Annotated in this window: 25 protein-coding genes and 2 pseudogenes; 14 read left to right on the top strand and 13 right to left on the bottom strand. The window is 65.6% G+C overall.

Annotated elements, in window-relative coordinates; translation table 11 throughout:
* Nucleotide 1: 1 nt before the first annotated feature.
* The 4 genes and pseudogenes from istB to ACIUM1_RS05230 all read right to left on the bottom strand — a co-directional run.
* Nucleotides 2-794, bottom strand: a pseudogene (istB, locus tag ACIUM1_RS05215) (IS21-like element helper ATPase IstB).
* Nucleotides 791-2,308, bottom strand: coding sequence for an IS21 family transposase (istA, locus tag ACIUM1_RS05220; RefSeq protein ID WP_406815131.1), 1,518 nt, complete (start codon nt 2,306-2,308; stop codon nt 791-793). Before istA ends, istB begins: the two are co-directional and overlap by 4 nt.
* 755 nt (nt 2,309-3,063) lie before the next feature.
* On the bottom strand, nt 3,064-3,582 hold the full coding sequence (locus ACIUM1_RS05225) for a hypothetical protein (RefSeq protein WP_406817905.1): 519 nt from the start codon (nt 3,580-3,582) through the stop codon (nt 3,064-3,066).
* A 552-nt stretch (nt 3,583-4,134) separates the two neighbouring features.
* Nucleotides 4,135-4,194 (bottom strand): annotated as a pseudogene (locus ACIUM1_RS05230) (hypothetical protein); the annotation flags it as partial.
* Between ACIUM1_RS05230 and ACIUM1_RS05235 the strand changes: the two are divergent.
* The 3 genes from ACIUM1_RS05235 (at nt 4,193) to ACIUM1_RS05245 (ending at nt 7,225) form a co-directional block, all read left to right on the top strand.
* Nucleotides 4,193-4,414: a hypothetical protein gene (locus tag ACIUM1_RS05235; RefSeq protein WP_406816196.1), complete on the top strand. Its 222-nt coding sequence runs from the start codon at nt 4,193-4,195 to the stop codon at nt 4,412-4,414. The pseudogene ACIUM1_RS05230 and the gene ACIUM1_RS05235 sit on opposite strands and share 2 nt — an antisense overlap.
* Before the next feature lie 415 nt (nt 4,415-4,829).
* On the top strand, nt 4,830-6,569 hold the full coding sequence (locus tag ACIUM1_RS05240) for an alpha/beta hydrolase (RefSeq protein ID WP_406816197.1): 1,740 nt from the start codon (nt 4,830-4,832) through the stop codon (nt 6,567-6,569).
* Between the two features lie 164 nt (nt 6,570-6,733).
* Complete coding sequence (locus tag ACIUM1_RS05245) at nt 6,734-7,225, top strand: hypothetical protein (RefSeq protein WP_406816198.1); 492 nt, start codon at nt 6,734-6,736, stop codon at nt 7,223-7,225.
* A gap of 371 nt (nt 7,226-7,596) precedes the next feature.
* Here the strand turns inward: ACIUM1_RS05245 and ACIUM1_RS05250 are convergent, their stop codons facing one another.
* Nucleotides 7,597-8,055: a universal stress protein gene (locus tag ACIUM1_RS05250; protein WP_406816199.1), complete on the bottom strand. Its 459-nt coding sequence runs from the start codon at nt 8,053-8,055 to the stop codon at nt 7,597-7,599.
* 622 nt (nt 8,056-8,677) lie between these two features.
* Between ACIUM1_RS05250 and ACIUM1_RS05255 the strand changes: the two genes are divergently transcribed.
* Both ACIUM1_RS05255 and ACIUM1_RS05260 read left to right on the top strand, forming a co-directional pair.
* Nucleotides 8,678-9,199: a hypothetical protein gene (locus tag ACIUM1_RS05255; protein WP_406817538.1), complete on the top strand. Its 522-nt coding sequence runs from the start codon at nt 8,678-8,680 to the stop codon at nt 9,197-9,199.
* A gap of 133 nt (nt 9,200-9,332) precedes the next feature.
* Nucleotides 9,333-9,614: a hypothetical protein gene (locus ACIUM1_RS05260; protein WP_406816200.1), complete on the top strand. Its 282-nt coding sequence runs from the start codon at nt 9,333-9,335 to the stop codon at nt 9,612-9,614.
* A gap of 43 nt (nt 9,615-9,657) precedes the next feature.
* Here ACIUM1_RS05260 and ACIUM1_RS05265 read toward each other — a convergent pair whose 3' ends face one another.
* The 3 genes from ACIUM1_RS05265 to ACIUM1_RS05275 all read right to left on the bottom strand — a co-directional run bounded on the left by ACIUM1_RS05265 (nt 9,658) and on the right by ACIUM1_RS05275 (nt 12,066).
* Nucleotides 9,658-10,125, bottom strand: a complete 468-nt coding sequence (locus ACIUM1_RS05265) for a hypothetical protein (protein WP_406816201.1) — start codon at nt 10,123-10,125, stop codon at nt 9,658-9,660.
* Nucleotides 10,126-10,257: 132 nt separating this feature from the next.
* Nucleotides 10,258-10,449 (bottom strand): hypothetical protein, encoded by a 192-nt coding sequence (locus ACIUM1_RS05270; protein WP_406816202.1) that lies wholly within the window; start codon nt 10,447-10,449, stop codon nt 10,258-10,260.
* A 342-nt stretch (nt 10,450-10,791) separates the two neighbouring features.
* On the bottom strand, nt 10,792-12,066 hold the full coding sequence (locus ACIUM1_RS05275; RefSeq protein WP_406816203.1) for an amidohydrolase family protein: 1,275 nt from the start codon (nt 12,064-12,066) through the stop codon (nt 10,792-10,794).
* Between the two features lie 129 nt (nt 12,067-12,195).
* Between ACIUM1_RS05275 and ACIUM1_RS05280 the strand changes: the two genes are divergently transcribed.
* Together ACIUM1_RS05280 and ACIUM1_RS05285 are read left to right on the top strand one after the other, a co-directional pair.
* Nucleotides 12,196-12,414, top strand: coding sequence for a hypothetical protein (locus tag ACIUM1_RS05280; RefSeq protein WP_406816204.1), 219 nt, complete (start codon nt 12,196-12,198; stop codon nt 12,412-12,414).
* A gap of 81 nt (nt 12,415-12,495) precedes the next feature.
* Complete coding sequence (locus ACIUM1_RS05285) at nt 12,496-12,870, top strand: DUF4189 domain-containing protein (RefSeq protein WP_406816205.1); 375 nt, start codon at nt 12,496-12,498, stop codon at nt 12,868-12,870.
* Nucleotides 12,871-12,927: 57 nt separating this feature from the next.
* On the opposite strand, the gene ACIUM1_RS05290 is transcribed toward ACIUM1_RS05285, so the two are convergent.
* Nucleotides 12,928-13,275, bottom strand: a complete 348-nt coding sequence (locus ACIUM1_RS05290) for a DUF732 domain-containing protein (protein WP_406816206.1) — start codon at nt 13,273-13,275, stop codon at nt 12,928-12,930.
* Between the two features lie 300 nt (nt 13,276-13,575).
* Here ACIUM1_RS05290 and ACIUM1_RS05295 point away from each other — a divergent pair, with 300 nt between their 5' ends.
* Both ACIUM1_RS05295 and ACIUM1_RS05300 read left to right on the top strand, forming a co-directional pair.
* A complete protein-coding gene (locus ACIUM1_RS05295) occupies nt 13,576-13,788 on the top strand; it encodes a hypothetical protein (protein ID WP_406816207.1) in 213 nt (70 codons plus the stop codon).
* Nucleotides 13,789-13,982: 194 nt separating this feature from the next.
* The gene (locus tag ACIUM1_RS05300) at nt 13,983-14,903 is read left to right on the top strand and encodes a cation diffusion facilitator family transporter (protein ID WP_406816208.1); all 921 of its coding nucleotides are present in this window, start codon (nt 13,983-13,985) and stop codon (nt 14,901-14,903) included.
* 12 nt (nt 14,904-14,915) lie between these two features.
* Here the strand turns inward: ACIUM1_RS05300 and ACIUM1_RS05305 are convergent, their stop codons facing one another.
* The 3 genes from ACIUM1_RS05305 to ACIUM1_RS05315 all read right to left on the bottom strand — a co-directional run bounded on the left by ACIUM1_RS05305 (nt 14,916) and on the right by ACIUM1_RS05315 (nt 16,870).
* Nucleotides 14,916-15,878 carry a cytochrome c oxidase assembly protein gene (locus tag ACIUM1_RS05305; RefSeq protein ID WP_406816209.1) on the bottom strand — a complete coding sequence of 321 codons (963 nt, stop codon included), beginning with the start codon at nt 15,876-15,878 and terminating at the stop codon, nt 14,916-14,918.
* A 30-nt stretch (nt 15,879-15,908) separates the two neighbouring features.
* On the bottom strand, nt 15,909-16,253 hold the full coding sequence (locus tag ACIUM1_RS05310; RefSeq protein WP_406816210.1) for a DUF732 domain-containing protein: 345 nt from the start codon (nt 16,251-16,253) through the stop codon (nt 15,909-15,911).
* A gap of 281 nt (nt 16,254-16,534) precedes the next feature.
* Nucleotides 16,535-16,870 carry a DUF732 domain-containing protein gene (locus ACIUM1_RS05315; protein ID WP_406816211.1) on the bottom strand — a complete coding sequence of 112 codons (336 nt, stop codon included), beginning with the start codon at nt 16,868-16,870 and terminating at the stop codon, nt 16,535-16,537.
* 211 nt (nt 16,871-17,081) lie between these two features.
* Between ACIUM1_RS05315 and ACIUM1_RS05320 the strand changes: the two genes are divergently transcribed.
* Complete coding sequence (locus ACIUM1_RS05320) at nt 17,082-17,612, top strand: DUF1942 domain-containing protein (RefSeq protein WP_406817539.1); 531 nt, start codon at nt 17,082-17,084, stop codon at nt 17,610-17,612.
* A complete protein-coding gene (locus ACIUM1_RS05325) occupies nt 17,600-18,148 on the top strand; it encodes a GNAT family N-acetyltransferase (protein WP_406816212.1) in 549 nt (182 codons plus the stop codon). Before ACIUM1_RS05320 ends, ACIUM1_RS05325 begins: the two co-directional genes overlap by 13 nt.
* Here ACIUM1_RS05325 and zapE read toward each other — a convergent pair.
* Entirely contained in the window at nt 18,126-19,211 is a 1,086-nt protein-coding gene (gene zapE / locus ACIUM1_RS05330) for a cell division protein ZapE (RefSeq protein WP_406816213.1), read from the bottom strand. The genes ACIUM1_RS05325 and zapE overlap by 23 nt on opposite strands.
* Before the next feature lie 34 nt (nt 19,212-19,245).
* Between zapE and ACIUM1_RS05335 the strand changes: the two genes are divergently transcribed.
* From ACIUM1_RS05335 to aftC, 3 genes are read left to right on the top strand one after another with little or no spacing between them, the layout of a single operon-like run.
* Nucleotides 19,246-20,034: a pyrimidine reductase family protein gene (locus tag ACIUM1_RS05335; protein WP_406816214.1), complete on the top strand. Its 789-nt coding sequence runs from the start codon at nt 19,246-19,248 to the stop codon at nt 20,032-20,034.
* Nucleotides 20,035-20,048: 14 nt separating this feature from the next.
* Nucleotides 20,049-21,614, top strand: coding sequence for an alpha/beta fold hydrolase (locus tag ACIUM1_RS05340; RefSeq protein ID WP_406816215.1), 1,566 nt, complete (start codon nt 20,049-20,051; stop codon nt 21,612-21,614).
* A gap of 28 nt (nt 21,615-21,642) precedes the next feature.
* Entirely contained in the window at nt 21,643-22,995 is a 1,353-nt protein-coding gene (gene aftC / locus ACIUM1_RS05345) for an arabinofuranan 3-O-arabinosyltransferase (RefSeq protein WP_406816216.1), read from the top strand.
* Nucleotides 22,996-22,998: the final 3 nt, after the last annotated feature.

Raw genomic sequence — 22,998 nt, forward strand, 5'->3', positions numbered from 1 at the left:
GTTAGGGCTGCTCCTTCCGGTGTTGGGCGTCTTTCATCCGGTAGGAGTCACCGTCGGTAATGACGACGGTGGCGTGGTGCAGCAGGCGGTCCAGGATGCTGACCGCGGTGGTCTGCTCGGGCAGGAACCGGCCCCATTGCTCGAAGGGCCAGTGCGAGCCGATGGCCAGCGAGCGGCGTTCGTAGGCGCCGGCGACGAGCCGGAACAACAGCTGGGTGCCGGTGTCATCGAGGGGTGCGAAGCCTAGTTCGTCGAGGATGATCAAGTCGACCCGGAGCAAAGATTCGATGATCTTGCCGACTGTGTTGTCGGCCAGTCCGCGGTAGAGGGTTTCGACGAGGTCGGCGGCGGTGAAGTAGCGGACCTTGTGCCCGGCGTGGATCGCGGCGGTCCCGAGTCCTATCAAGGTGTGCGACTTGCCCGTTCCAGCTGGTCCGATTATCGCCAGATTCTGTTGCGCACGAATCCATTCCAGGCTCGATAAGTAGTCGAACACCCTGGGCTGGATCGACGAGGCGGCCACGTCGATCCAGCATCTTGGGAACGGGGAACGCCGCGGCCTTGAGCCGGTTGACGATGTTGGAGGCGTCCCGGGCGGCCAGTTCGGTCTCGACCAGGGTGCGTAGCACTTCCTCGGGAGTCCAGCGTTGCGTTTTGGCGGTCAGCAGGACTTCGGGTGCGGTGCGCCGGATCGCCGCGAGCTTGAGGCGGCGCAACCCCGCATCCAGATCAGCAGCCAATTGTGGGAGCGACGGTGGTGCAACGGGTTTGATCTCTTTGGCCGTTGTTGTCATGACGTCGCCTCGCCGTCGGCGACGGGAGCGATCTTGTAGGCGTCCAGCGAGCGAGTCGGGGCGACCGGCAGGTCGAGGATAAGGGCATCCCCAGCTGGGCGTGGTTGGGGTGTTCCGGTGCCGGCGGCCAGGATCGAACGAACATCGGTGGCCCGGAACCGCCGAAATGCGACGGCCCGGTGCAACGCGGCGACCAAGGCGTCGGTGCCGTGGGCGGCGCCCAGCGCCAGCAGGATCTCCAACTCCGATGCCAGCCGGGTGTTGCCGATCGCGGCGGCCCCGACCAGGAACGCCTCGGCGTCTTCACCGAGGTCGCAGAACTGTTTCTCGACGCTGGTCTTCGGGCGAGGTCCGCGGTCCGGCGCTGGCCGGGGTCCGTCGTAGTGGGTGTCGAGTATCGATGCAGCGCCGGGGGCGACCAGCTCGTGTTCGGCCACGATCATCCCCGTCGAAGGCTCGACCAGACAGACCGCGCCGTGATCGACGACAACTGCCACGGTGGTGCCGATCAGCCGGGTCGGCACCGAGTACCGAGCCGACCCGTAGCGGACACAGGACAGCCGATCGACCTTGCGCAGTACCGACGGTGCCCCGACCCGCAGTCGTAGCGACGGCAATGGTTGCAGCAGTTCCCGTTCGGCGCTTAGCCGCTCGTCGGGGATGGCGCAGATCTCCGCGTGCACCGCGGCGTTGACCTCAGTGCACCAGGCTGCCGCAGCAGTGTTAGCGACTCGCACGTTGACCGCAGTGCCGGCGATGGCGGCCTCTGTCAGCAGCGGAACCGCGAGATCGCGCTGGGCATAGCCGCACAGGTGTTCCACGATGCCCTTGGACTGCGGATCATTGGCGTGGCAAAAGTCCGGAGCGAACCCGTAGTGGCTGGCCAGCCGCACGTAGTCCGGCGTCGGGACCACCACGTCGGCGACCACCCCGCCTTTGAGGCAGGCCATCCGATCAGCCAGCACCCGGGCTGGGACCCCGCCGATCGCAGCCAAGGTTTCGGCGATCAACGCCAGCGTGGTGAACGCCCGCTGATCGGTGGCGAACCGCACGAACCGCCACCGCGAGAACGCCAACACGGCGCAGAACAAAAACAATCCGGGTGCTGCTTGGGCCCAGTCGATGACTAGATACTCACCCGGCGACCACACCGCCGGACGGCGACCCACGTGATTGTTGCTGCGCCACAACGCTTTCGCTTGAGCGACCAGCCGCCGGAAGTTGCGGTCCGAGCCCTCATAACCCGCGGCCGCCGCGATGGGCAGCAACCGTTTGGCCGAGATCCGGCCCTGGGACTTGGCCACGCGTTCGGCGACCAGCCCGGCCACCGCGTCGTAGTTGTGGGCCCGTCCAACCCGCGGTGCAGGCGTATCGCCGGCCTGGTCGGCCTCGAACTTGTCCACGACACGCTTGACGGTCTTGTGGGTGGTGCCGCACTGCTCGGCGGCGGCTCGGTAGGTCCCGAGTTGTTGATAGGCAGAAATGATGTCCATGCGGTCCTTCGCAGACTTCAATGGAACTCCCCGGTGGTGGCGGCGATTGGTTGGCGCCTTCACCGTCACCATCGGGGCCCGCAGTTCCTGGTCGACACGACGAACACGGGGTGGGGACTTTTATCTGGCCACCAGCGGGGACCTCCACTTGGCCACCAGTGGGGACTTTTTCATGGCCACGGACACACGGCAAGAACCTTGCAGGATCAGCTTCTAGATCGACGATGGGCCGCGTTAGGAGCAAGACGACTCTTGTGGCCTTTCGGCAAAGCGGGAGTGCAGTGGAACCCCGCCGACGATTTCTGCGTCGCCGCCCACATCACTCTCAGCACGATGAAATCGGCTGTCGATAAGCACTCGGCCCGGTGGCGACTGTCCGCAGAGTTGACGGAAGCTATGCCTCGCAGCGCGGGCTGATCCATGCGAGCGCGACGCGGAGATGAACTTTTTCTAGTCAGGCGAGCCGGCAGGACCGCCAGCTTTTAGTCTCATCTCTAACGTTCTTAGCTTCTCAAGTGTCGAGTCAAACGTGCGCCGCAAGTTACCCGCGGCGGCATATGTTGTGCGGTCGCTCGCATTTGAATTGCGATACGACCCTCGGGCTGCTTGCGACGAGGGCGTTGAAACATCGGTTGCTCGGGAGCTGCGGCGCTTAACACTGCGGGCCCACCGTTAGCTGCGCGAAGACACCAGAACGCCGCGCCCAGACAGCGTCGCGCTATACCCGACGGGCCGGCTAGGCCGCCAGCGCCAGGTCCGGTACGTCATGATTATCGTCAACTACCCGCGCACTGGCTAGTGAAGTACTTAGGATCACCGCCGGTGATAATCGATTGGTCTTTCACCCGAATTATGCCGTCGGGTCCGGGATCACCGACATATCGGACGGTATTGTCCGCCCTACCATAAGATGTAATTGGGCCGATCTCGTAGCTCTTAACCTCGCCGCTGTCGGCGTCGACATAGCGGACCTCAATTGTCCATTGGTAGTTCCCTCTACAGCTAAGAGTGTCGAGTCGGATCTGACTGTCGTTATGGTCATCAACGACGAAGCTTGTTCCCAAGTCAGCGGTTGGCGCAGTCGATCGATGATTGATAGTGGATTCGATACCCGCGTCGGTCAGCAAAGGCTTATCCAAGTTCAATAAAAATCGGCGATCTCCCGGAGCGGGGCCGCATCCGCTCTGTTGTATGTAAACCCATGCAGGCGGAGCAAGGTCACGCCGTTGAATATGTGGTTTGAGATCGACGATCTCAAGCCGCTTACCCTTGGCGGCCTGGAGATGAAGGTACATCGATCCCTGGATCCAGGACCCGGCGCCATTCTTTGCGAAGATGGGACCTATATCCCCTGCCGAGTGAAAGTCCTGGATCGCCCCACCACCTACCGGCATCCCAATCGCGCTTCCATAGGCGGGACACCCTGATATCCATGGCCATACTGTCGCCAATTGAAGCGGACTGTTCGGATCAGGCTTAGAGTTCACGGGGGTCGGACCGGATTGGTTCGGGGCAGCGCTGCTAGTACCTGAGTCTGAGCAGCTGATTGTGATGTTGCTGCCATTCGCGGTGCATCGATTGCCCGTCTGCGTATTGGAAGACGACAGCTGTTGCGCTACAACGAAAGGAAGGACAAGTGCGGCGACGCCAGCGATAGCACCGACAGCGGACCAACCTTTATGTTCGACCATTCGACTCCACAAGCGGTTCTTACGGCTGACTTCAGCCGGACCCGCCTGCCCGAATGGTGGGCCGGCAGGGGCCATCGCGCGACCCTTGGGGCCACGGTCGTTGATCGTGTTCCCTGGTTCGGTTGCGCCCCAATCTTGCCCGTTCCAGTAGCGAACTCCGGGCGCTCCTGACGGGTCCGGGTACCAGCCCGGCTGATGTGGTGCAGTCACAGTCATGGAACGCTACGCCGCAAGCAAGTCCGGCGCAGGCTATCCGCTGGCAACAGGCACCAGCCCAACAGGTCCGGCCGTCGACAGAGCAAGTTCGTTCGTCAATTACTACAGCATCTGGCGCGCCACGCCGAAGCGTTCGGTGATCGGCGCTTTCGTTTTACCGGACATCTGCCCAAGCTCCCAAAGAACACCGCTAACGGCTTTCTCAGAACTAAAGACTTGAAACGCGGTACTTGCTGTCGCGTGAGACCAACAACTCTCACGTCGCAATGTCGCATAGCCTGTATCAAAAGCTCGCCGGGTGCGACTCTGACACTCATTCATAGCCGTCAGCATCAACCGAAATAACAGGAAATGGCTGCCCACCGTACGGTTCGAACGATTTTCCCCGGCCCCCGCTCCAACTGTGGCCGGCGCGAACACCAGACCGACGACCCGCGCCGGCAAACCACTCACCCCAAGCCGAGCCGCCCCCACCCGGCCGACCGCCTCTGCGGCATTTCCAGCCTCCCAAGTAAATTGACGTCACCACTGGCGGTAGTAGGGTTACACCAGCTCAGAGGGGGTGGGATGTCTGTTGAGGTTGGTCGCGGGCAGCCCGCAGCGCGATGCAGCTCAAGTACATAAGCATCCCAGCGTTGATCGCCCTCGCCGGCGGTGACCCATGGATGATCAATCGAAGCTTGCAAGCCGGCAGCCCTCTGCAGATCTCCAACCTGGCCAACGCATTTCACGCCGCGGGCCGCTCCACCGCTGAAGCCGACACCACGTTCGCCCAGGCCCGCTCCCGCTTCGACGCGGCCTGGAACCACCAGGACGGCGATCATCCGATCAACGACTCCGCCGAAGTGCAGCGGGTGACGAAATCCCTTGGGGCGCAGTCGGTAAAACTGCCCAAAATCGGTGCAGACCTGGAAGACATCGCCGCCTCATTGGCCAAGGCGCAAAAAGCCGCCGCCGGCCAGATCGCCACGTTGGAAGCGCAGCTGAAGGGGCTCGACGACATGATCGCCGAGGCCGTCCAGATAGAAAACGATCATCCCAACCTCAGCGCGGCCGACAGAAATGCGCTCAATGGCTACATCACCTCACTCGAAGACGACGCCATTCGCGTTACGAAGGCCGCGCTGGGCCAGCTGCAGGCCACCCGCGACGGTTACTCGAACAAATTGCAAAACGCGCTGGGCACCCTGCGCAGTGATGGATACGACCCCGCAGGTATCAGGGCGCAGGAGGGGCCACTGTCACCGGCGCCCCCGCTGCCGGACGACCCGAGGCAGTTTGCGCGAGTTTGGAACTCGCTTACCCAAGAGCAGAAAGACGCAGAATACGACCGCGATCATTTCCTCGGTAACCACGGCGGCATGCCGTTCACGGACCGCGACCACTACAACCGCATGCATCTGGACGAACTGCAGAAAGCCAACCAGGCCGACCTGGACCGCCTGCGCGCCCAACACCCGGACTGGGCCAGCGGCTTCACGCCGGGAATCATGACCAGTACTTACCGCGACTGGCGCGCACAGTGGGACGCCGCCAACCGGACTCGTGACGGGTACGCGGACGTGAAGAATTCCCTCGGGCCACCCCCGGCCCAAGTGGCGCCAGGGGGCAAAGTCGATCCACGCAACCCGCCCAAGTATCTCGGGATCATTGACGACAAAGGCCACGCCGCGATCTCCATCAACAATCCCGATACCGCCAAACGTGACGCCACCTTCGTCCCCGGAACCGGTCAAGATACGAGACGCTTCAGCGGCAGCCAAGACAAATCCCTGCGGATGTATCAGGCTGCACGAGACGCCGACGCCCGGCTGCAGCCCGGCGACGTGTCGGTGACGACGTGGATGGGATATGACCGGCCAATGGACGTCTTCCAAGCCGCGTCAACCAGCTACGCCCACAACGGAGCCGCCGCATTGGACGACTTCCAAACCGGGTTGCGGGCGTCGCACAACGACGCTCTTACCGGCGGGCCATCGATCAACACTGTGATCGGACACAGCTACGGCTCAACCGAAGTCGGCGCAGCGGCATTGAACGGTCACCACCTCGACGCCAACAATGTCATCGCGGTAGCCAGCCCCGGCGTGCTCACCGCCCATGCCGGCGACCTCAACCTCGACCCCGGCGCGCACGTCTATGCGACGAAAGCACAACACGACATCATCGGCGTCGCGACCGGATGGACACTTGGCCCAGACCCCACCGGGGCAGACTTCGGGGCTACGACTTTCGAGGCGGCACCCGGACCCGCCTGGCCCCTTGGACTCCCCTCAATAGCGGCACACAGCAGCTACTGGGACAGTGGGAACCCCGCGCTCGATAACATGGGGCGCATTATCGCCGGACGCACCGATGTGACACCACCGAAGTGACGGCAAGAAGGATGACGAAGACGAAAACTCGCGAATTGCTCGACCTGTTCGCCGTTCTGTTGGCAGCCGGTGTGCTCGCCGCATGTTCGTCGACCACGCCGACTAAGCACTCAGGGCCGGGATCATCAGCCCCGTCCGGCGCAACAATCATCCCAGGAGGCCCCATGGAATCCATACCCATCGCGCCCTCGCCGAAGATCCCGAAAAGCCAACAAGAGGCTCAGGATTCAGTGGTCGGCTACCTGCAGAAAACGGTCGACGGGTTACCGCCGGGCACCATCCTCGACACCTCCGACACCATCGGCGGCAGCAACCTCGGATGCGACGACAACTACACCGGCCCTGGCCCCGGCCCCACCGAATTCTCGTTGTTCGCCAAGGTGATCGGGCCCGCCGGAACGAAGGGCGCAGATGTCGTCGCGCACGCCGGCGAGCTTTGGCGAAGCTGGGGTGCCACAGTGATGGAGCGCGACGGATTTGAAAAGCCGAACCAATTCGGTTACTTCCCAGACGGATACCACATCCAAATCAAGGCGGCATATCCCCCGGACTATCCACCGACCATCGTCGCAACGTCGCCGTGCTTCCCCGGCGACCTCCGCCGAGATGGCCTCCCGGTTCCCAAGCAGATTCGCCAAAGTTTGCCCGGAAACTAGTTGTCGCTCAAGGCAACACAAGCGGTACACCACATCACCGACATGGCGCGGGATTTCCGCGGAAACCGTCACGGGAGATCTCGGACGGGCGTACGCTTCCAGCTCATGACCAGGGGGAAGAAGGTCCTGTTTGCGCTGCTGCTCGCGTTCGCCGTCTCAACGACGTCGGTGAGCTGCACACCTAGCGGAATCACCTGTCCCGCGGGCGGCGGTCCGGTCGGCTGCTGATCACCAGCGGCGTCGCGTTGGTCTCGATCACCTAAACTGCTGGGCTCACCCGGAATGTCCAATCCCACTATCGCGCAGCATATTTCGCGTGGTGGTTCAGCAGCCATGTACGAGTGCGGCTCGGGCACACGATGGCCCGATCCTTAGTCGCTGGTGTGCACGATCAATACGTCGGTCTTGGCCCTGCGGGAGACCGCGGACGGCACCGATCCCAGCAGCCGACCGGCCACGCTGGCGAGTCCGACGTTGCCGACGACCAGCAGGTCGGCGTCAGCCTCCTCGGCCAGTTGCACCAGCACGTTGATGGGGGCGCCGACGATCGACTTCTCCTCCACGTTCTGGGCCCCGGCCTGGTGCGCCCGCTCCCTCGCGTCCCGCAAGATCGCGTAGTAAGGAGCCTCGCCCACCGTCCGGTAGTCCTGACCGTGGTCGCTGCCCGGCGGGATGGCGTAGCGGCCGCGTTCCTCGGGCACGGGAAGATGCGCCGTCGCAATGATCAATTTCGCCCCGTGATCCGCGGCGATCGCGGCCGCGCGCGCCACCGCGCGCAGCGAGGAGTCCGAGCCGTCGGTGCCGACCACAACGGTCTGATAGGCGCTCATTTGTCGCTCAGTGTAAGGCCGACGGTCGGCTCGCGCGGGGAAAATCGAATGTAGCCGGCCCGCCTCGAGGGAAACCGGCAGGGGCCGTATGCACCTGTTCGCGGTGGCGGTTCGAAATTTGTGGTTGTTAAACATGGCGAACGCGGAATAATGCCAGCATGCGTCTCCTCTGCGCCGCCGCGACGGTCGGTATCGCCATTCCTTTGTCGATGGGCGTGCCGACAGCTCACGCTGACACTGGCGTCAATGGTTACGCTCAGTGCGTAGGGGGCGATGCGAAGCCTCCCCCACCGGGAGTAAGCGCGGACAACTGGTTTCCCAGCGTTCATGTCATCGACAACGACTTCGTCTCTGCTGTGCCCGCGGACGAAATAGTTCAGAGATTGATCACTATGGGAGTCAAGCCGGAGGACGCCGCCACCCGAGTGCGGTGCTATCTGGCCAACTTGCCGCACTAGCGCTGACGCCGGCTGCATCGTCGTGACGCACGCGCGCCGCTTTCTGAATACGTTTACGCCAAAGCCTTTTGGTGCTCGCATTCGCCGAAAGCGGGGCGCCGCCGTCGCGAATTCACGGTGAAATCCCCGAATGCTATTTTCTTGCAGTGACCCGACCTGCTCACGTGAGCGCACTCGTAGCGACGCTGGCGCTGACGGCGTCTTTCACTGCGCCGCACGGCACCGCCGACCCGACCACCCAGCAGTCGCCTTTCCCGACGGGAAAATCCGGCACCAGCATCCACGTCACGGAATACAGCACCGCGACCGCCGACGTCACGCTCAACAACGCGACCTGGATCTCGTCCGGCTGCTCCGGCGGCGGGGGCTGCAACGTCATCGAACTCACCATCGAAGGCAAATCCAACACGCCGTTCAACTACAGCCAGGCCTCGCTGACCGCCTCATCGACCCCGTGGCGGCAGGACCCGAACCGAGATGTCGAGGTCGGCTCGTCGCTCGTCGACTACCAGAAGATCAACAAGACGCCGCCGTTGCGCTCGGGCAGCGTCACCAACGGCCAGTCCGCCCATGGTTTCATCGCCTATGACAGCAACGTCAAACAGGGCGACGTGTATGTCGAGTTCAACGACCCCGATGCTCCCGCGGCGCCGACCCCCTTAGCGGGCTGGAAAGTCCATACCTGAGCGGACGAAAGCGCACTCGGCGCGCCCTTGCCGCGACAGCGCGACCGCTCACGTGTAGATGCATTTCAAAGTGCCTTTCCGTGTCAGAACCTGGGGTTACGATCGGCGGAAGCGCTATCGGATTCGAGGGGCCATGGACCGCACCCGACGTCTCGTCACCACAGTCGTCACGGCCGTCGCGTTGCCGATGGCGACTGCCGCTTTCTGCTACGCGCCCCCTGCGTCGGCCGACCCGATATGTGGCACGCCGGGAACGCCGCCGTGCGCGGGTCCCAGCCCGTTGACGCCCGAGCAGCAGTGCGCCTTCATCGCATGGCGGTCGATGATGCCGTGCAACTGGCTCGGAATGCAGGTCCCTGCCGGCACACCGGGGAGTTGGGATAACCCGCCGGCGCCACCGCCACCGCCACCGTGAATCGGCCGGTTAACCGCGTGGGCTGCGTTCTCTGAGCGCAGATTCAGACGCGCTCGGCGGACATGTCCATGTCGATGGTCCCTTGGCACGCGCCGCTCAGGATGTCGGTGTGCATGATGCCCGCGAGCGACCCATCGGGTTGAGGCGTGTAGCGCGTCTCGGCGTGGGCCGGGTTCCATTGGATCGTGGTGTCGGGCATCATGCAGTCCCACTGGAAATCGTTGGTTTGCGACCACGACTTGCCATCCCAGGTGAACTGAACCGGCTGCGGAACGGTCGGATTACGAGGCGGAGGGCCACTGACAATGGTGGCGACGCATTTGCCGTTCGTACAGCTCGAGCGGAATCCGTAGATCTCGGTGTGCTGCACCTCCGGATTGCCGACCGCCATGCTGGTGCCCGCCTTGGGGCCGACCATGAACGTGATCGCGTACTGGCCATTCCACGACGGCTCGTCAGCGGAGGCGGTCGGCGGCAGCGACAAGGCGATGGCGAGCGACGCGGCGGACAAACCCGCGGAGCATTTCAGGCGGTATGGAGTCATCGTCCCTCCTCCGGATCCGGTTCCATAGTCATATGCCGACCCGTCGCCGACAAGGTCATCGGCGATAGCCCGAGCTCGCCCACAGGTATGCCGAATCACTCACCAGCCCCACTCGTCGTCGTCGAGGACATCCACGGTCAGAGCGTTGTCGGCTGGGCCCTTGGTCCCGTACGTGAAGGTGAGCAGTGTGCGGTCGTCGTCCAGGGGCTCGGTAGCGACGATGGTCGCGTGCCCGATCTTCATCCGGATCCTGTCCCCGGGCTTCAACTGGTCAACACGTTTGAGGGTCACGCTCGATCCATCAGCACCAGCGATTTGCTCTTGCCGCACGGCGGGTTCCCGATACGCCCGTAGCCGGCAGAAGACATGTGGAAGGCAGTCGATCTCGCGGTTGGGTTAACACTATGTGCCGCAAGGAAATACGGACCTCCCGCTGGTTTGAATCCGCAATGAGAGACGATGTTCGCACCCGGCTGCCGACTCTTCTCTACAGCAAAACAGGCTGCGCGCCCCGTCCGCAAGCGCCTCGGCGTTGGATTGGGGTTGGATTCTGGCGTGTCCGGCGAGGCCGATTAAGCCGCTCGGCGCTTTCATTCCCGGCACCGCGGACCGTGCTTGTCGCGAAACGTCGGGCTAGTGCCGTTGCGGAGCGAGCCGCTTGAGCGCCAGCCCACCCTCAAACGGTCGGTAACCGAAAGCGGCCGGAGCACGATAGCCCGTGTCCTCCAACGGGGTGTGCACCTCCTCGACGGAGGGGCCGATCTGAGTAGCCACCGGCACCAATGCCTCGAGGTCGAATCGGTACAGGCGAGCGGCGTTGCCGCCCAAGATCTTTCGACAGTCCTGCGACGGCCTGTCGTGCAGGGCCCAGCGAATGGCCAGCTTGGAGTGCGGTGCGAAGCCTTCCTCATGGGGATAGTCACTGCCCCACATGATGTGGTCGGGGCCCATGAAGTCGATCATCGCGCCGTCGAAAGGCATCAGCTCACTGGCCAGATAGCAGTTCCGCTGCACATATTCACTCGGAGTGAGGGTCAGCGCATCGACCGACGAGCCGCCGAACATCCCGTAGGTGCGGTTGCCGGCGTCAGACTTCATGGTGGGCACCATGGCGTCGAGGATGCCGATCTGCCCGGGAACCCACAGCGTGCCCTGCTCGGTGGGCACGAATCGCAGCGTCGGATAGCGCTCGAAGACCCCGGCCAAAATCAAGTGGCCGAGGGTGCGCTGGGCCCAGATCGCCATCTCGGTGATCAACACCGCGTTGGACGCCGGCTGGTCCATCGGCATCTCGGGGCTGCCGGCACCGGCGTGCTGCACCACCGTCAGGTCCAAATCCGCGCACAGCGCCCAGATCGGTTCATAGCGGGTGTGAAAAAGCGGGGCCACGTGCGGGTCACCGGGCGAGACCGCCGGAATGAGCACGCCGCCGAAGCAGTCCTGCTCGGCGCCCCACCGGATTTCTTCCAGCGCCAGCTCGACGTCGTTGGGGAAGATCTGAATCAACCCGCGGCGCCGGGCCGGGGCCAGCGAACAGAAGTCGATCTGCCACCGGTTGTGGGCCTGCACGCCGGCCCAACGCTTCTCGAAGTCCGCCCGGCTGCGGGGCAGGCTGATGGTGATGTTCGGGGTGCTCGGGAAGAACGGTGGAACGGTGTTGGGCAGCAGCACCTCGGCGGCCACCCCGTCGGCGTCCATCTCCGAGATCCGGAGCTCGTGGTCCCAGTTCCGGTTGGCGGTGGCGACGATCAGATCGTCGAACGGGCTGGCGTAAGCCTTCGCCCACGCATCGAACTCCTCGTGCAGCTGCGCCGGCAGATACGGTTTGTAGCCGTAGAGATCCGCCCCGGCGTGGGTGTCCGTCGAGATGACGACGTAACGATCCAACGTATCCCAGGTTGTAGCCATCGCATCCTCCACGAGAGTATGCCGAGTATAGAAGAAACGGATCGGCTCGCGAAGGGCGAATTTGTTCGTGAGACCCACAGGTGGCCCGAGGATTTCATGCGGCGCCGTCACCGGAGCACAATGTTGGACGTGAGTTGGACGAGGTACACGGCCAGAGCGCTCGCCGATAGCGCCCTGGACGGCGATGCGCTGCACGCCGAGCTCGAAGACCGTATCCGCGTGGACAATCCGCATCTGACCGACGTGCGCCTGGAGCGGGCAACCGCGACCGAGGTGCACGACGCCGAATCGAGCGGGCGGTGGTATGACGTCACCTATCTGGCCGAAGACCCGGAGGGCAATGCGTAAGACGCGGCGGCCCATTCCCCCGCGCATCACCGTTCTTGGGCGCTAAATTCTTTCACCTGAGCATTGCAAAGGAGCGAAGCGGTGCGGTTGATCATTGCCATTGTCGTCGCAGTCGGTTGCGCGGTCGTCGCCGTGCCGGCGCCGACGGCCCGGGCCGACGATGACTTCGTTGCACTGGCCGTGTCCGTCGGCAGCGGACGAGCCGCCGGCTGGGGTACCGGGTCCAGTCAGGACCAGGCGAACCAAATCGCGCTGGCCCACTGCACCGCCGAAGCCGGTGACGCCTGTGAAGTGGTGGCCGGCACGCGCAACGGCTGCGCATCGGTGGCGTTCGACCGCGTCTCCGGCCGGTTCCAGGGCGGCTCAGGTCCGGACACGACCGCATCCGCGAACGACGCGCTGGCCCGGCTGGGGTCACCCAACGGGCGGGTCAAGAGCACCCACTGCTCGTCCTGACGCCGGATGCCGCGCGCCAGCGCGCAACGCGAAGCGGCACAACGGATTTTGTCACGCTCAGCAGTGATCCGTCCAGCACCGCTGCAGCGGGCAATAGGTCGAATGCGCAAGGCTCACCATGGATCCGACGTCTCCGAACGTCACCTTGCGCGGGTCGAGAGTTTGGTGGATGCTCTGGGCCACCTGGTCATACGTCCAACCCCATCCGATGTCGTCGCAGATCAACCGGCCCATCCCGGTGAGCGCGGCGTCATGGTCTGGCGGCCAGCTGAAGCCGGCGGCACGCAGCTGAGCGAGGTATGCGTCATCGAGGGGGTCGGCGGCCGCGACTGCAGCGCTGGTAACCAGGGCAGCGCCCGCGATGACGGGGACGGCCAGTGCGGCCAGCCGGCGAGGTGAGGGCATGTGATGCGCTTCCTTTCTTGTTGGCGTTCACGGCGCCGTCGACCCATAGCGGCATGCAGACGAAGAATAGGGACAGCCGGGAAAATGCGGCTTATGAAAAGCTGAATAATCGGTTCCCACACCGTGGACATGCGCCGTGTGGGCGTTACGGCCGGGCCTTGCCGGTGGAACCATTCTCGTACGCCGTGGTCAACCAGAACAGGGTGCATTGCTGACCCCCGAATTTCAGCCCTCAAGCACCGTTTCCGGTGAAATGCCATGCAAATCAAGTATTTCCACTAAAGGGGTAGAGTCACGGGCATGAATGTGGTCGAGTGGCTGAGGACCCCGCGCTACTTGCGGACGCGTTTCATGATGGAAACGCGGCCGCTGAACAGCCTGGAGATGGAAATCGTGTTCCTCGAGGTCGCCGCCCGCGACGCGCTGGTACGCCTGCCCGTCGCGTTCATGATCCTGCCGAAGAGTCCGCGCCCCTGGCGCGACGGCCCATCCAAGCCGGAACAGGGCAAGTAGAGGTACGCAACCGCGGTAGCCGCGGCGGCGGTGGGGCTACGGCGATGACCAGCTGCACCGAAATCCTCGACACCCATTGGGCCGGAGGCGATTCCCGCCGACCGGCGCCGGCGTGATCGGGTAACGGTGTAGCAAGGCGGGTGCGCTTCAATCGGGGACTTGGGAGCCGGCCCCGAGTCGGGCATGCTGGCGGTATGCATGTGATCAACGGAGTACGCGACCCCGCGGCCAGCTTTCCTCTGGACAACGCAGCGGATGACGCCGGCGAACGCCGCCAGGCCAATCGCGCCGTCGCCGTCAGCGCCGTCGGACTCGCGCTGACCGGCCTCGTCGAGTTGGTCATCGCGCTGCTGTCCGGCTCGGTGGCGCTGCTGGGCGACGCGCTGCACAACCTGTCGGACGTTTCCACCAGCGCGCTGGTGTTCATCGGCTTCCGCGCGTCGCGCAAACTGCCCACCGAGCGTTACCCCTACGGCTACCAGCGCGCCGAAGACCTCGCCGGGATCGGGGTGGCCCTGGTGATCTGGGGCAGCGCCGTCGTCGCCGGCTTCGAGAGCGTCACCAAGCTGCTGCGCCACGGCGGCACCGGTTATGTGGGCTGGAGCATCGGCGCGGCGGTCGTGGGCGTGGTCGGCAACCAGCTGGTGGCCCGCTACAAACTGGTGGTTGGCCGGCGAATCCGGTCCGCCACCATGGTGGCCGACGCCAAGCATTCCTGGCTGGACGCGCTGTCGTCGGGCGGCGCGGTGCTCGGGCTGATCGGCGTGGCACTGGGTTGGGGCTGGGCCGACGCCGTCGCCGGGATCGCCGTCACCGGGTTCATCTGCCACGTCGGATGGGAGGTGACGGCCGAGATCGCGCATCGCCTGCTCGACGGCGTCGACCCGGACATCATCACCACCGCGGAGGCCGTCGCCACCTCGGTTCCCGGTGTGACGCACGCGCACGCCCGGGCCAGATGGACCGGGCGGACCCTGCGCGTCGAGGTGGAAGGCTTCTTGAACGCCGATACCCCGCTGGCGGCCTCCGACCAGATCGGTCGCCGCGTCGCCGCGGCGCTGACGCCGCAGATCCCGGAGATGCAGAGCTTCACCTGGACGGCGCGCGCCGCCTGAGGCGATCAGACCTCAGCGGCGGAACCGCTCTCGCAGCTGCGGGTCGTTCTCCCACCACAGCCCCGACGCCGAAGGGGCGGCATCACCTTCGGCACCGTCGAGGCTTTGCGCCTTAGCGGCCTCGGCCTCGTCCAACTCGGCATCGACGGCGACCGCGTGTGCCTTTTCGTCGCGGGACATCGCGCGCATCAGCAGCAGCACGAACGGCCACCCGACCAGGTCGCCGAGGATCCACAAGACGCCGGCGCCGATCGTCTGGTCGAGCCGCGGATCCGGCCCCCAAAACCGGTGCAGCCCCGCGTAATACGTCGCGCCGATCAGCCCGCCCTGCCAGATGACCAGCCCCAGCACGCCGTCGCCGAGCGCCTCGGCGACGGTGATCAGCAGCGAAATCGACTGCGGGTACCTGCGGGGCACCGGGTCTTCTTGCAGCCGGGCATAGAAGTAGCCGAAGCCCAAGGCGACCAACAGGATTCGCGTCGGTGCACCGATCCACTCGGTTTGCAGAGCGGCGGTGTACCACGGCGTCAGGTACAGCAACCAGGGCGTGGCGAGCATCGCGATCGACGTGGTCGCCGGATGCAGGAGCAGGCGGGCGCCCCGGGTCGCCAACATCCGATCGATGCGGTCGCGGCCGGCAGGACCGACGGCGTCGCGGAACACGGTGAGCGGCCTGGCCTGCGCGATGAAGAACGGCACGACGTAGAGCAGCAGCAGCACCTGCAGCGCGCGGACCCAGAACAGCACGTAGGCGTAGGCGCCGATCGCGCTGACGGTGGCCAGCAGCCACACCAGCAGGCCCAGGCCGAAGCAGGCGGCGTTGGCGGGGCGGACCGGGCGTTCCGCGCCGCGAGCGCGGCGGTAGCACCAGGCGTATCCGGCGGCGAGCAGCGCGACGACGGCCGCGGAGACCAGGTCGAAATGCCAGGTCTGCACCGCCGCACCCCATGTCAGCGGTCCGGGATCGACGCGCACGGTCACCAGCCTATTGCGGCCGGGATCGGCTCAGTTGCCGACGGCACCGTCCGGCTTCGGACCGCGGTCCTCGCCGGTGATGTACTTCGGGCAGTAGTGGGCCGCCGACAGATAGGTGAACTTGGCCGCGGCGGCGCCCTGGAAGTCCGGATTCTGGTTGCGCAGGTCCGTCACGATCTTCGCGTCGGACTGGCCGTCGTCGAGCAGTTCACACACCGACTTGCCGATGGTGATCGCGTTGCCGCCGTCCTGGTAGGTGAGGCCGGCGTCGCGGAGGTCTTTGAGGAAGTCCTGATCGTTGTCGATGTCCGCGTGCGCCGGCACCGCCAGGATCAGCATGGTTGCGAGGCTGCTCAGCCCGAGGAGAATTCGCATAACGCAGTCATTGTGGCAAACCTGCCGGTGGTTTGGCATCTCGTCCGGCGAACAGGACGTGAACGTTCGCTCGCGCCGCGCCCCGGCGTCGACGCCACCGCCCGCGAAGAATGGTTAACGCCATTCTCTCGGCACAACAAAGAATGGACGCCCGCGACAATTAACGCAAAACCCGCCCCGCATTCAGACCCGGAATTATAAAAGCGAAATATTGCAGCCGTGTTTCGCGTAACCCGCTGCAGCGCACAATTATGTTAACGGGCGCCTCACCCGTGTGCCGGTTACGACGAGCTGTCGGCCGTCTTCGTCTCCGGCCTGGACGTCAGGACGTAAGGGCAATACGTGCTGGCGGCGATCGCGGCGAACTTCGCGGCCTTTTCGTCGCTCAGACCATCGTTCTTGGCCTGAAGGCCGCTGACGACATCGGACGTCCCCGAGCCGCCCTGGTAGGTGGTGCACACCCATTTGCCGGCGGCAACCACCGTGGACGGGTCGTAGGTGATGCCGGCCGCGTCGAGCGACGCTTGGAATTTGCTGTCCATGTCGTCGTCGGCGTACGCGGGAACAGCCATGCCAATTGCGGCGAAAGCGCTGGCGACAATAAGCAGAAGTTTCATGTTTTACAGGGTGGCAGAACGAGAAAGGATTTGCATCTTATCGGCGCTAATTTTACGTCAAAACCGTCGATCGTCGGTCGACGCCCGAGCCCCCCTGACCGGCCGGGCCGGCCGCCCGGGGGTTCAGCCGACCCCTCCCTTCGGCTTCGGCGCGTGTGCGATCATGCGAGGGTCCCCCGCACCGGCGCCAAGGAGGCCCGACATGGCGAAGATGCACCACTGGCTGATGGTCGCCTCCGCCGTTCTGGTTGCCGTCGCCGGCCTCACCGCAGTCGGTGCCGCCGCGGTTCCGCTGCCCCGCGCGTGGGCCGGTGACGCGCCGATCGGCCACATCGGTGACACGCTGCGCGTGGACAACGGCACGTTCATCGCCGACGTCACCGTGAGCGGCGTGTCGGCCTGCGACCCGCCGCCGGGATTCGGCTACACCCGCGAAGGCACCTACAAGGGCTTCCCGGGCAGCACCGTCGAGCGCGCCGACGTGACGATCCGCGCGATCCGGGTGCCCAACCCGTACGTGATGGCGACCGTGATGGATTTCAACGGCGTCACCCCGAACGCCGACGCCTACAAGCCGCGGGCCTCCGACGCACCCGACGCATTGGACAACGTGCTGGTCAACGCGCCCAACGGGGCGATTGTGCGCGGCGAGGTGTACTGGGACGCCTACCGCGATCCGGTCTCGACCGTCGTGCTGCTGGACAAGAAGACGGGTTATCACCTGGCGCAGTGGAACCTCTGACCGGAACTCTCCGCATCGCACGGGCGGACTCCGGTGACGCCGTAGAGCTGGCCGCCGTTGCGGCACAGACCTTTCCGTTGGCCTGCCCGCCCACGGCGACCGCGGAGAACATCGCGTCGTTCATTGACACCAACCTGTCGGCCAACCGCTTCGCCGAATACCTCAACGATGCGGATCGCGCCATCGTCACCGCGCGCCGGGACGGCCGGATCGTCGGTTACGCCATGCTGGTCCGCGGCGTCTCCGACCACCCCGGCGTCGAGCAAGCGGTGCGCAGCCGCCCGGCGGCCGAGCTGTCGAAGATGTACGTCCAGCGCGACCACCATTCGCGCGGGGCCGCGGCGGCGCTGATGGAACACGTGCTGGCCGTCGCGGCCGACTGGGGCGTTCGCTGCGTGTGGCTGGGCGTGAACCGGGCAAACCAACGCGCACAACGCTTTTACCTCAAGAGCGGGTTCGTGGTCAACGGCACCAGGACCTTTCGGCTGGGTGCTGGCATCGAGAGCGACTATGTCATGACCCGCGAGCTGGGTTAGCCGCCGCGGTCAGCGCCAAGAGCCGGGAAATGGCCCGTAAGTACTTCTTTCGGTATCCCCCGGCCAGCATCTCCTCGCTGAAGATGGTGTCCAGCTTGGCACCCGAGGCCACCACGGGAATGCCCGCGTCATAAAGCCGATCCGTCAGCGCCACCACCCGCAGCGCGATATTTTGATCGTCGAGGGCGTGCACGCCAGTCAGAAACACCGCGCTCACCCCCTCGATCAGGGTCAGATACCGCGACGGGTGCATGGTGGCCAGATGCGCACACAGCGCATCGAAGTCGTCGAGCGTCGCGCCGTCGACCTGCGCGGCGCGCGCGGCCACCTCGTCGTCGGACAGCGGCTGCGGCGCCGGCGGTAGGCCGCGATGCCGATAGTCGGGCCCCTCGATCCGCACGGTTGTGAAAATGCTTGCCAGCGTGTTGATTTCGCGCAGAAAATCCTGCGCCGCGAAGCGGCCCTCACCGAGCTGCTCCGGCAGCGTGTTGGAGGTGGCGGCCACCGACACCCCGCGCTCGACCAGCGACGAGAGCAGCCGCGAGATCAGCGTGGTGTTGCCCGGGTCGTCCAGTTCGAATTCATCGATGCAGACCGCTGTGTAGCCGGCCAACAGCTCGATGCACTCGGCGAAGCCGAACACCCCCGCCAGCTGGGTCAGCTCACCGAACGTCGCGAACGCCTTGGGCGGCGGGCCATCCGGTGACCCGCCCGGCCCGGCACCGGGCAGCTGGTAGTAGGCCGAGGCCAGCAGGTGCGTCTTCCCGACGCCGAAACCGCCGTCCAGGTACAGCCCGACGCCGGGCAGAGTTTCGCGGCGGCCCAACAGTTTTCGCCGCCCGGCGCGACGCTCGACCGCCTGGCGACAGAATTCCTGGCACGCCACCACCGCGGCGGCCTGCGTCGGCTCCGCCGGATCGGGCCGATACGTCGCGAAGCTGACGTCGGCGAAGGTGGGGGGCGGCGTCAACTGGGCGATCAACCGCTCCGGCGACACCGTCGGATGCCGATCCACCAGGTGAGCCGGGCCGTCCGGAGCGCCCGCGGAGGTGGACCCGTGCATTCAGGAACTGTACCGGCGTGCTGCAATCAGACCCATGCCCGACTCTGGCGGCCCGGCCAATTCTGCGACTTCGGAGACGTCGCTGTCGCTGCTCGGGTCGGTCCGGGGACTCGACGACAGCGACCTCCCCCAGCTCTACGGCTACCCCGAACACGACGGCACGTGGGTACGGGCGAACTTCATCACCAGCGTGGACGGCGGGGCCACCACGGGTGGCAGCAGCGGCGCCATGGGCGGTCCGGGCGACCGGTTCATCTTCAACCTGCTGCGTGAGCTCGCCGACGTCATCGTGGTGGGCGCCGGCACGGTGCGGATCGAGGGTTACTCGGGCGCGCAGGTGGGCGTCGCCCAGCGGCAGCGGCGGCAGGCCCGCGGGCAAAGCGAGGTCCCGCAGCTGGCGATCGTGACCCGATCCGGCCAGCTCAACCGCGACATGGCGGTGTTCACCCGCACCGAGGTGCAGCCGCTGGTGCTCACCTGCACCGCGGTGGCCGAGCAGACGCGCCGCGCTCTCAGCGGCCTGTGCGAGGTGCTCGACTGCTCCGGCCACGATCCGGAGACGGTCGACGAGGCGGCCCTGCTGGCGGCCCTCGGCACGCGCGGCATGCGCCACATCCTCACCGAGGGCGGGCCGACACTGCTGGACTCGCTGATACGGCGCGACATGCTCGACGAGCTGTGCCTGACGATCGCGCCCTGCATCGTCGGCGGCCAGGCGCGACGCATCGCCACCGGTTCGGGGCAGCTGCTCACCCGGATGCGGTGTGCCCATGTCCTGACCGACGACGCCGGCTACCTTTACACCCGCTACGTCAAGGCCTAGCTACTGTGGTCGGCATGAGTCGGCCGTACACGTGCGCCACGATCCTGGTCGCGGTGACCGCGTTGCTGGCCGGATGCGTCCCGGGTCTGGCCGCCAACCCGCGGTTCGCCACCAATTCCGGTGCCCGGCCGCAGGGGGCGGCTACCTCGAAGCCGGCGCCCAGCGGGCCGCCGCCGATCGCCGCACCCAAAAACGACTTGGCGTGGCACGACTGCACCTCCAAGGTGTTCGCAGACGCGGCGGTTCCCGCCGCCGCCGGTGTCCAATTGGATTGCGCGAACTACGACGCCGACCTGGACCCGGTCAACGGCGGGGGCGGCACCCTGAGCATCGGCGTGGTGCGGGCCCGCTCGAATCAGACACCCCAGGATGCCGGGCCGCTGGTCTTCACCACCGGCTCCGACCTGCCGTCCTCGGCGCAATTGCCGATCTGGCTGTCTCGGGCCGGCGCCGACGTGCTCGCCACCCACCCCATCGTGTCCGTCGATCGCCGCGGCATGGGGATGTCCAGTCCCATCGACTGCCGGGACAAGTTCGACCGTCAGCAGATGCGCGACCAGTCGCAATTCCAGAGCGGCGACGACCCGGTGGCCAACCTGTCCGAGGTCTCCAACACCGCCACCACCAACTGCGGCGACGCGGTCGGAATCGGGCCCAACGCGTCGTCCTACGACGACGCGCACGCCGCCTCCGACATCGAGCGGTTGCGCGCCCTGTGGGACGTGCCCGCCCTCGCGCTGGTCGGCATCGGCAACGGCGCGCAGGTGGCGCTGGCCTACGCCGGATCACGGCCGGACAAGGTGGCCCGGCTGATCCTCGACTCGCCGGTCGCGTTGGGCACCAACGCCGAAGCCGCCGCCGAGCAACAGGTCAAGGGGCAACAGGCCGCCCTCGACGCCTTCGCCGCGCAGTGCATCGCGGTGAACTGCGCGCTGGGTGGGGACCCGAAGGGCGCCGTCAGCGCCCTGCTGGCCGACGCCCGCGCCGGCAAGGGTCCCGGCGGCGCGTCGGTGGCGCAGGTGGCCAACGCCATCACCGTGGCGCTCGGCTACCCCGCCGACGGCCGCGTCGGCGCCACCACCAACCTGGCCAACGCGCTGGCCAGCGCCCGCTCCGGCGACACCAACGCGCTGAACAACCTGATCAACCACGCCAACGCCATCGAGGACTCCGACGGCCAGTTCGTCAACGTGTGCAGTGATGCGGTCAACCGTCCCACGCCGGACCGGGTGCGCGAACTGGTCGTCGCGTGGGGCAAGCTCTACCCCGAGTTCGGTACCGTCGCCGCGCTGAACATGGTCAAGTGCGTGCACTGGCCCACCGGCTCGCCGCCGCCCACCCCGAAGACCCTCAAGGTCGACGTGCTGCTGCTCGGTGTGCAGAACGACCCGATCGTCGGTACCGACGGCGTCGCGGCGACCGCCGCCAGCATCATCAACGCCAACGCGGCCAGCAAGCGGGTGATGTGGCAAGGCATCGGCCACGGCGCCAGCATCTTCTCCGGCTGCGCCGTTCCGCCGCTGATCGGCTACCTCAACAGCGGCAAATTGCCCAACACCGACACCTACTGCCCGGCCTGACGCTGCTTTCCGGCGGGCGCGGGCGCCGGTGTACGGTGCGCTGGTGACGGCAGCTGAATCGACCCGAACCGGCCTACGTGATCGGACCCTGGCCGCCTTTCGTCCCCGCACCAGCCCACCGGACGTCGCGACCGTGCTGCGGATGGCGTTGTGGCCGATGGCCATCCTCTCGGTGCTGCACCGCAGCATCGTGCTCACCCTCAACGGCAACATCACCGACGACTTCAAACCGGTGTACCGCGCGGTCCTCAACTTCCGGCACGGCTGGGACATCTACAACGAGCACTTCGACTACGTCGACCCGCACTACCTGTACCCGCCCGGCGGCACCCTGCTGATGGCACCGTTCGGGTACCTGCCCTTCACGCCGTCGCGCTATGCGTTCATCCTGATCAACACCGTGGCGATTCTGATCGCCTGGTACCTGTTGCTGCGGATGTTCAAATTCACGTTGTCCTCGGTGGCCGCGCCCGCCCTGCTGCTGGCCATGTTCTGCACCGAAAGCGTGACCAGCACGCTGGTGTTCACCAATATCAACGGCTGCGTCCTGCTGGCCGAGGTGCTGTTCCTGCGCTGGCTGCTGGACGGCAGGGTCAGCAGGCAGTGGTGGGCCGGGCTCGCGATCGGGCTCACCCTCACGCTCAAACCGGTGCTGGGCCCGCTGCTGTTGCTTCCCCTGCTGAACCGCCAGTGGCGCGCCCTGGTGCCGGCCATCGCGGTGCCCGTCGTCGTCAACTTGGCGGCCTGGCCGCTGGTGAGCGACCCGATGGACTTCGTCACCAAAACGCTGCCGTACATCGGAGGCACCCGCGACTACTTCAACAGCTCGATCGAGGGCAACGGGGTGTACTTCGGCCTGCCCACCTGGCTGATCGTGTTCATGCGAATTCTGTTCGTGCTGATCGCGATCGGCGCGCTGTGGCTGTTGTACCGCTACTACCGCACCCGCGACCCGCTGTTCTGGTTCACCAGCTCGTCGGGGGTGCTGTTGCTGTGTTCCTGGCTGGTGCTGCCGCTGGCCCAGGGCTACTACTCGATGATGCTGTTCCCGTTCCTGATGACCGTCGTGCTGCAGAACTCGCTGATCCGCAACTGGCCGGCCTGGCTCGGGATCTACGGCTTCATGACGCTGGATGACTGGCTGATCTACAAGTACATGAGATACGGCCGTGCGCTGCACTACCTGAAGATCACCTACGGCTGGTCGCTGCTGCTGATCGTCGCCTTCACGGTGCTGCTGTTCCGCTATCTGGACGCCAGGGCCGAGAACCGACTGGACGACGGCATCGACCCGGCGTGGCTGCGCGCCGAGCCCGAGCGCGAACCGGTGACCGCAGGGGTGGCGGAGCCGGGCGCAGCGGGTCATCGCCTTTCGAGCTAGCGT

It is taken from the genome of Mycobacterium sp. M23085, assembly GCF_045343915.1.
Lineage (GTDB): Bacteria > Actinomycetota > Actinomycetes > Mycobacteriales > Mycobacteriaceae > Mycobacterium.

Coding starts and splice junctions, on each gene's coding strand:
- zapE (WP_406816213.1), bottom strand. CDS start 19,211: ATGCACGGGTCCACCTCCGCGGGCGCTCCGGACGGCCCGGCTCACCTG.
- ACIUM1_RS05315 (WP_406816211.1), bottom strand. CDS start 16,870: ATGAAACTTCTGCTTATTGTCGCCAGCGCTTTCGCCGCAATTGGCATG.
- ACIUM1_RS05320 (WP_406817539.1), top strand. CDS start 17,082: ATGCACCACTGGCTGATGGTCGCCTCCGCCGTTCTGGTTGCCGTCGCC.
- ACIUM1_RS05225 (WP_406817905.1), bottom strand. CDS start 3,582: ATGTACCTTCATCTCCAGGCCGCCAAGGGTAAGCGGCTTGAGATCGTC.
- ACIUM1_RS05235 (WP_406816196.1), top strand. CDS start 4,193: ATGGAACGCTACGCCGCAAGCAAGTCCGGCGCAGGCTATCCGCTGGCA.
- ACIUM1_RS05245 (WP_406816198.1), top strand. CDS start 6,734: ATGGAATCCATACCCATCGCGCCCTCGCCGAAGATCCCGAAAAGCCAA.
- ACIUM1_RS05340 (WP_406816215.1), top strand. CDS start 20,049: ATGAGTCGGCCGTACACGTGCGCCACGATCCTGGTCGCGGTGACCGCG.
- ACIUM1_RS05290 (WP_406816206.1), bottom strand. CDS start 13,275: ATGCCCTCACCTCGCCGGCTGGCCGCACTGGCCGTCCCCGTCATCGCG.
- ACIUM1_RS05300 (WP_406816208.1), top strand. CDS start 13,983: ATGCATGTGATCAACGGAGTACGCGACCCCGCGGCCAGCTTTCCTCTG.
- ACIUM1_RS05335 (WP_406816214.1), top strand. CDS start 19,246: ATGCCCGACTCTGGCGGCCCGGCCAATTCTGCGACTTCGGAGACGTCG.
- ACIUM1_RS05310 (WP_406816210.1), bottom strand. CDS start 16,253: ATGCGAATTCTCCTCGGGCTGAGCAGCCTCGCAACCATGCTGATCCTG.
- ACIUM1_RS05260 (WP_406816200.1), top strand. CDS start 9,333: ATGGACCGCACCCGACGTCTCGTCACCACAGTCGTCACGGCCGTCGCG.
- ACIUM1_RS05275 (WP_406816203.1), bottom strand. CDS start 12,066: ATGGCTACAACCTGGGATACGTTGGATCGTTACGTCGTCATCTCGACG.
- ACIUM1_RS05295 (WP_406816207.1), top strand. CDS start 13,576: ATGAATGTGGTCGAGTGGCTGAGGACCCCGCGCTACTTGCGGACGCGT.
- ACIUM1_RS05250 (WP_406816199.1), bottom strand. CDS start 8,055: ATGAGCGCCTATCAGACCGTTGTGGTCGGCACCGACGGCTCGGACTCC.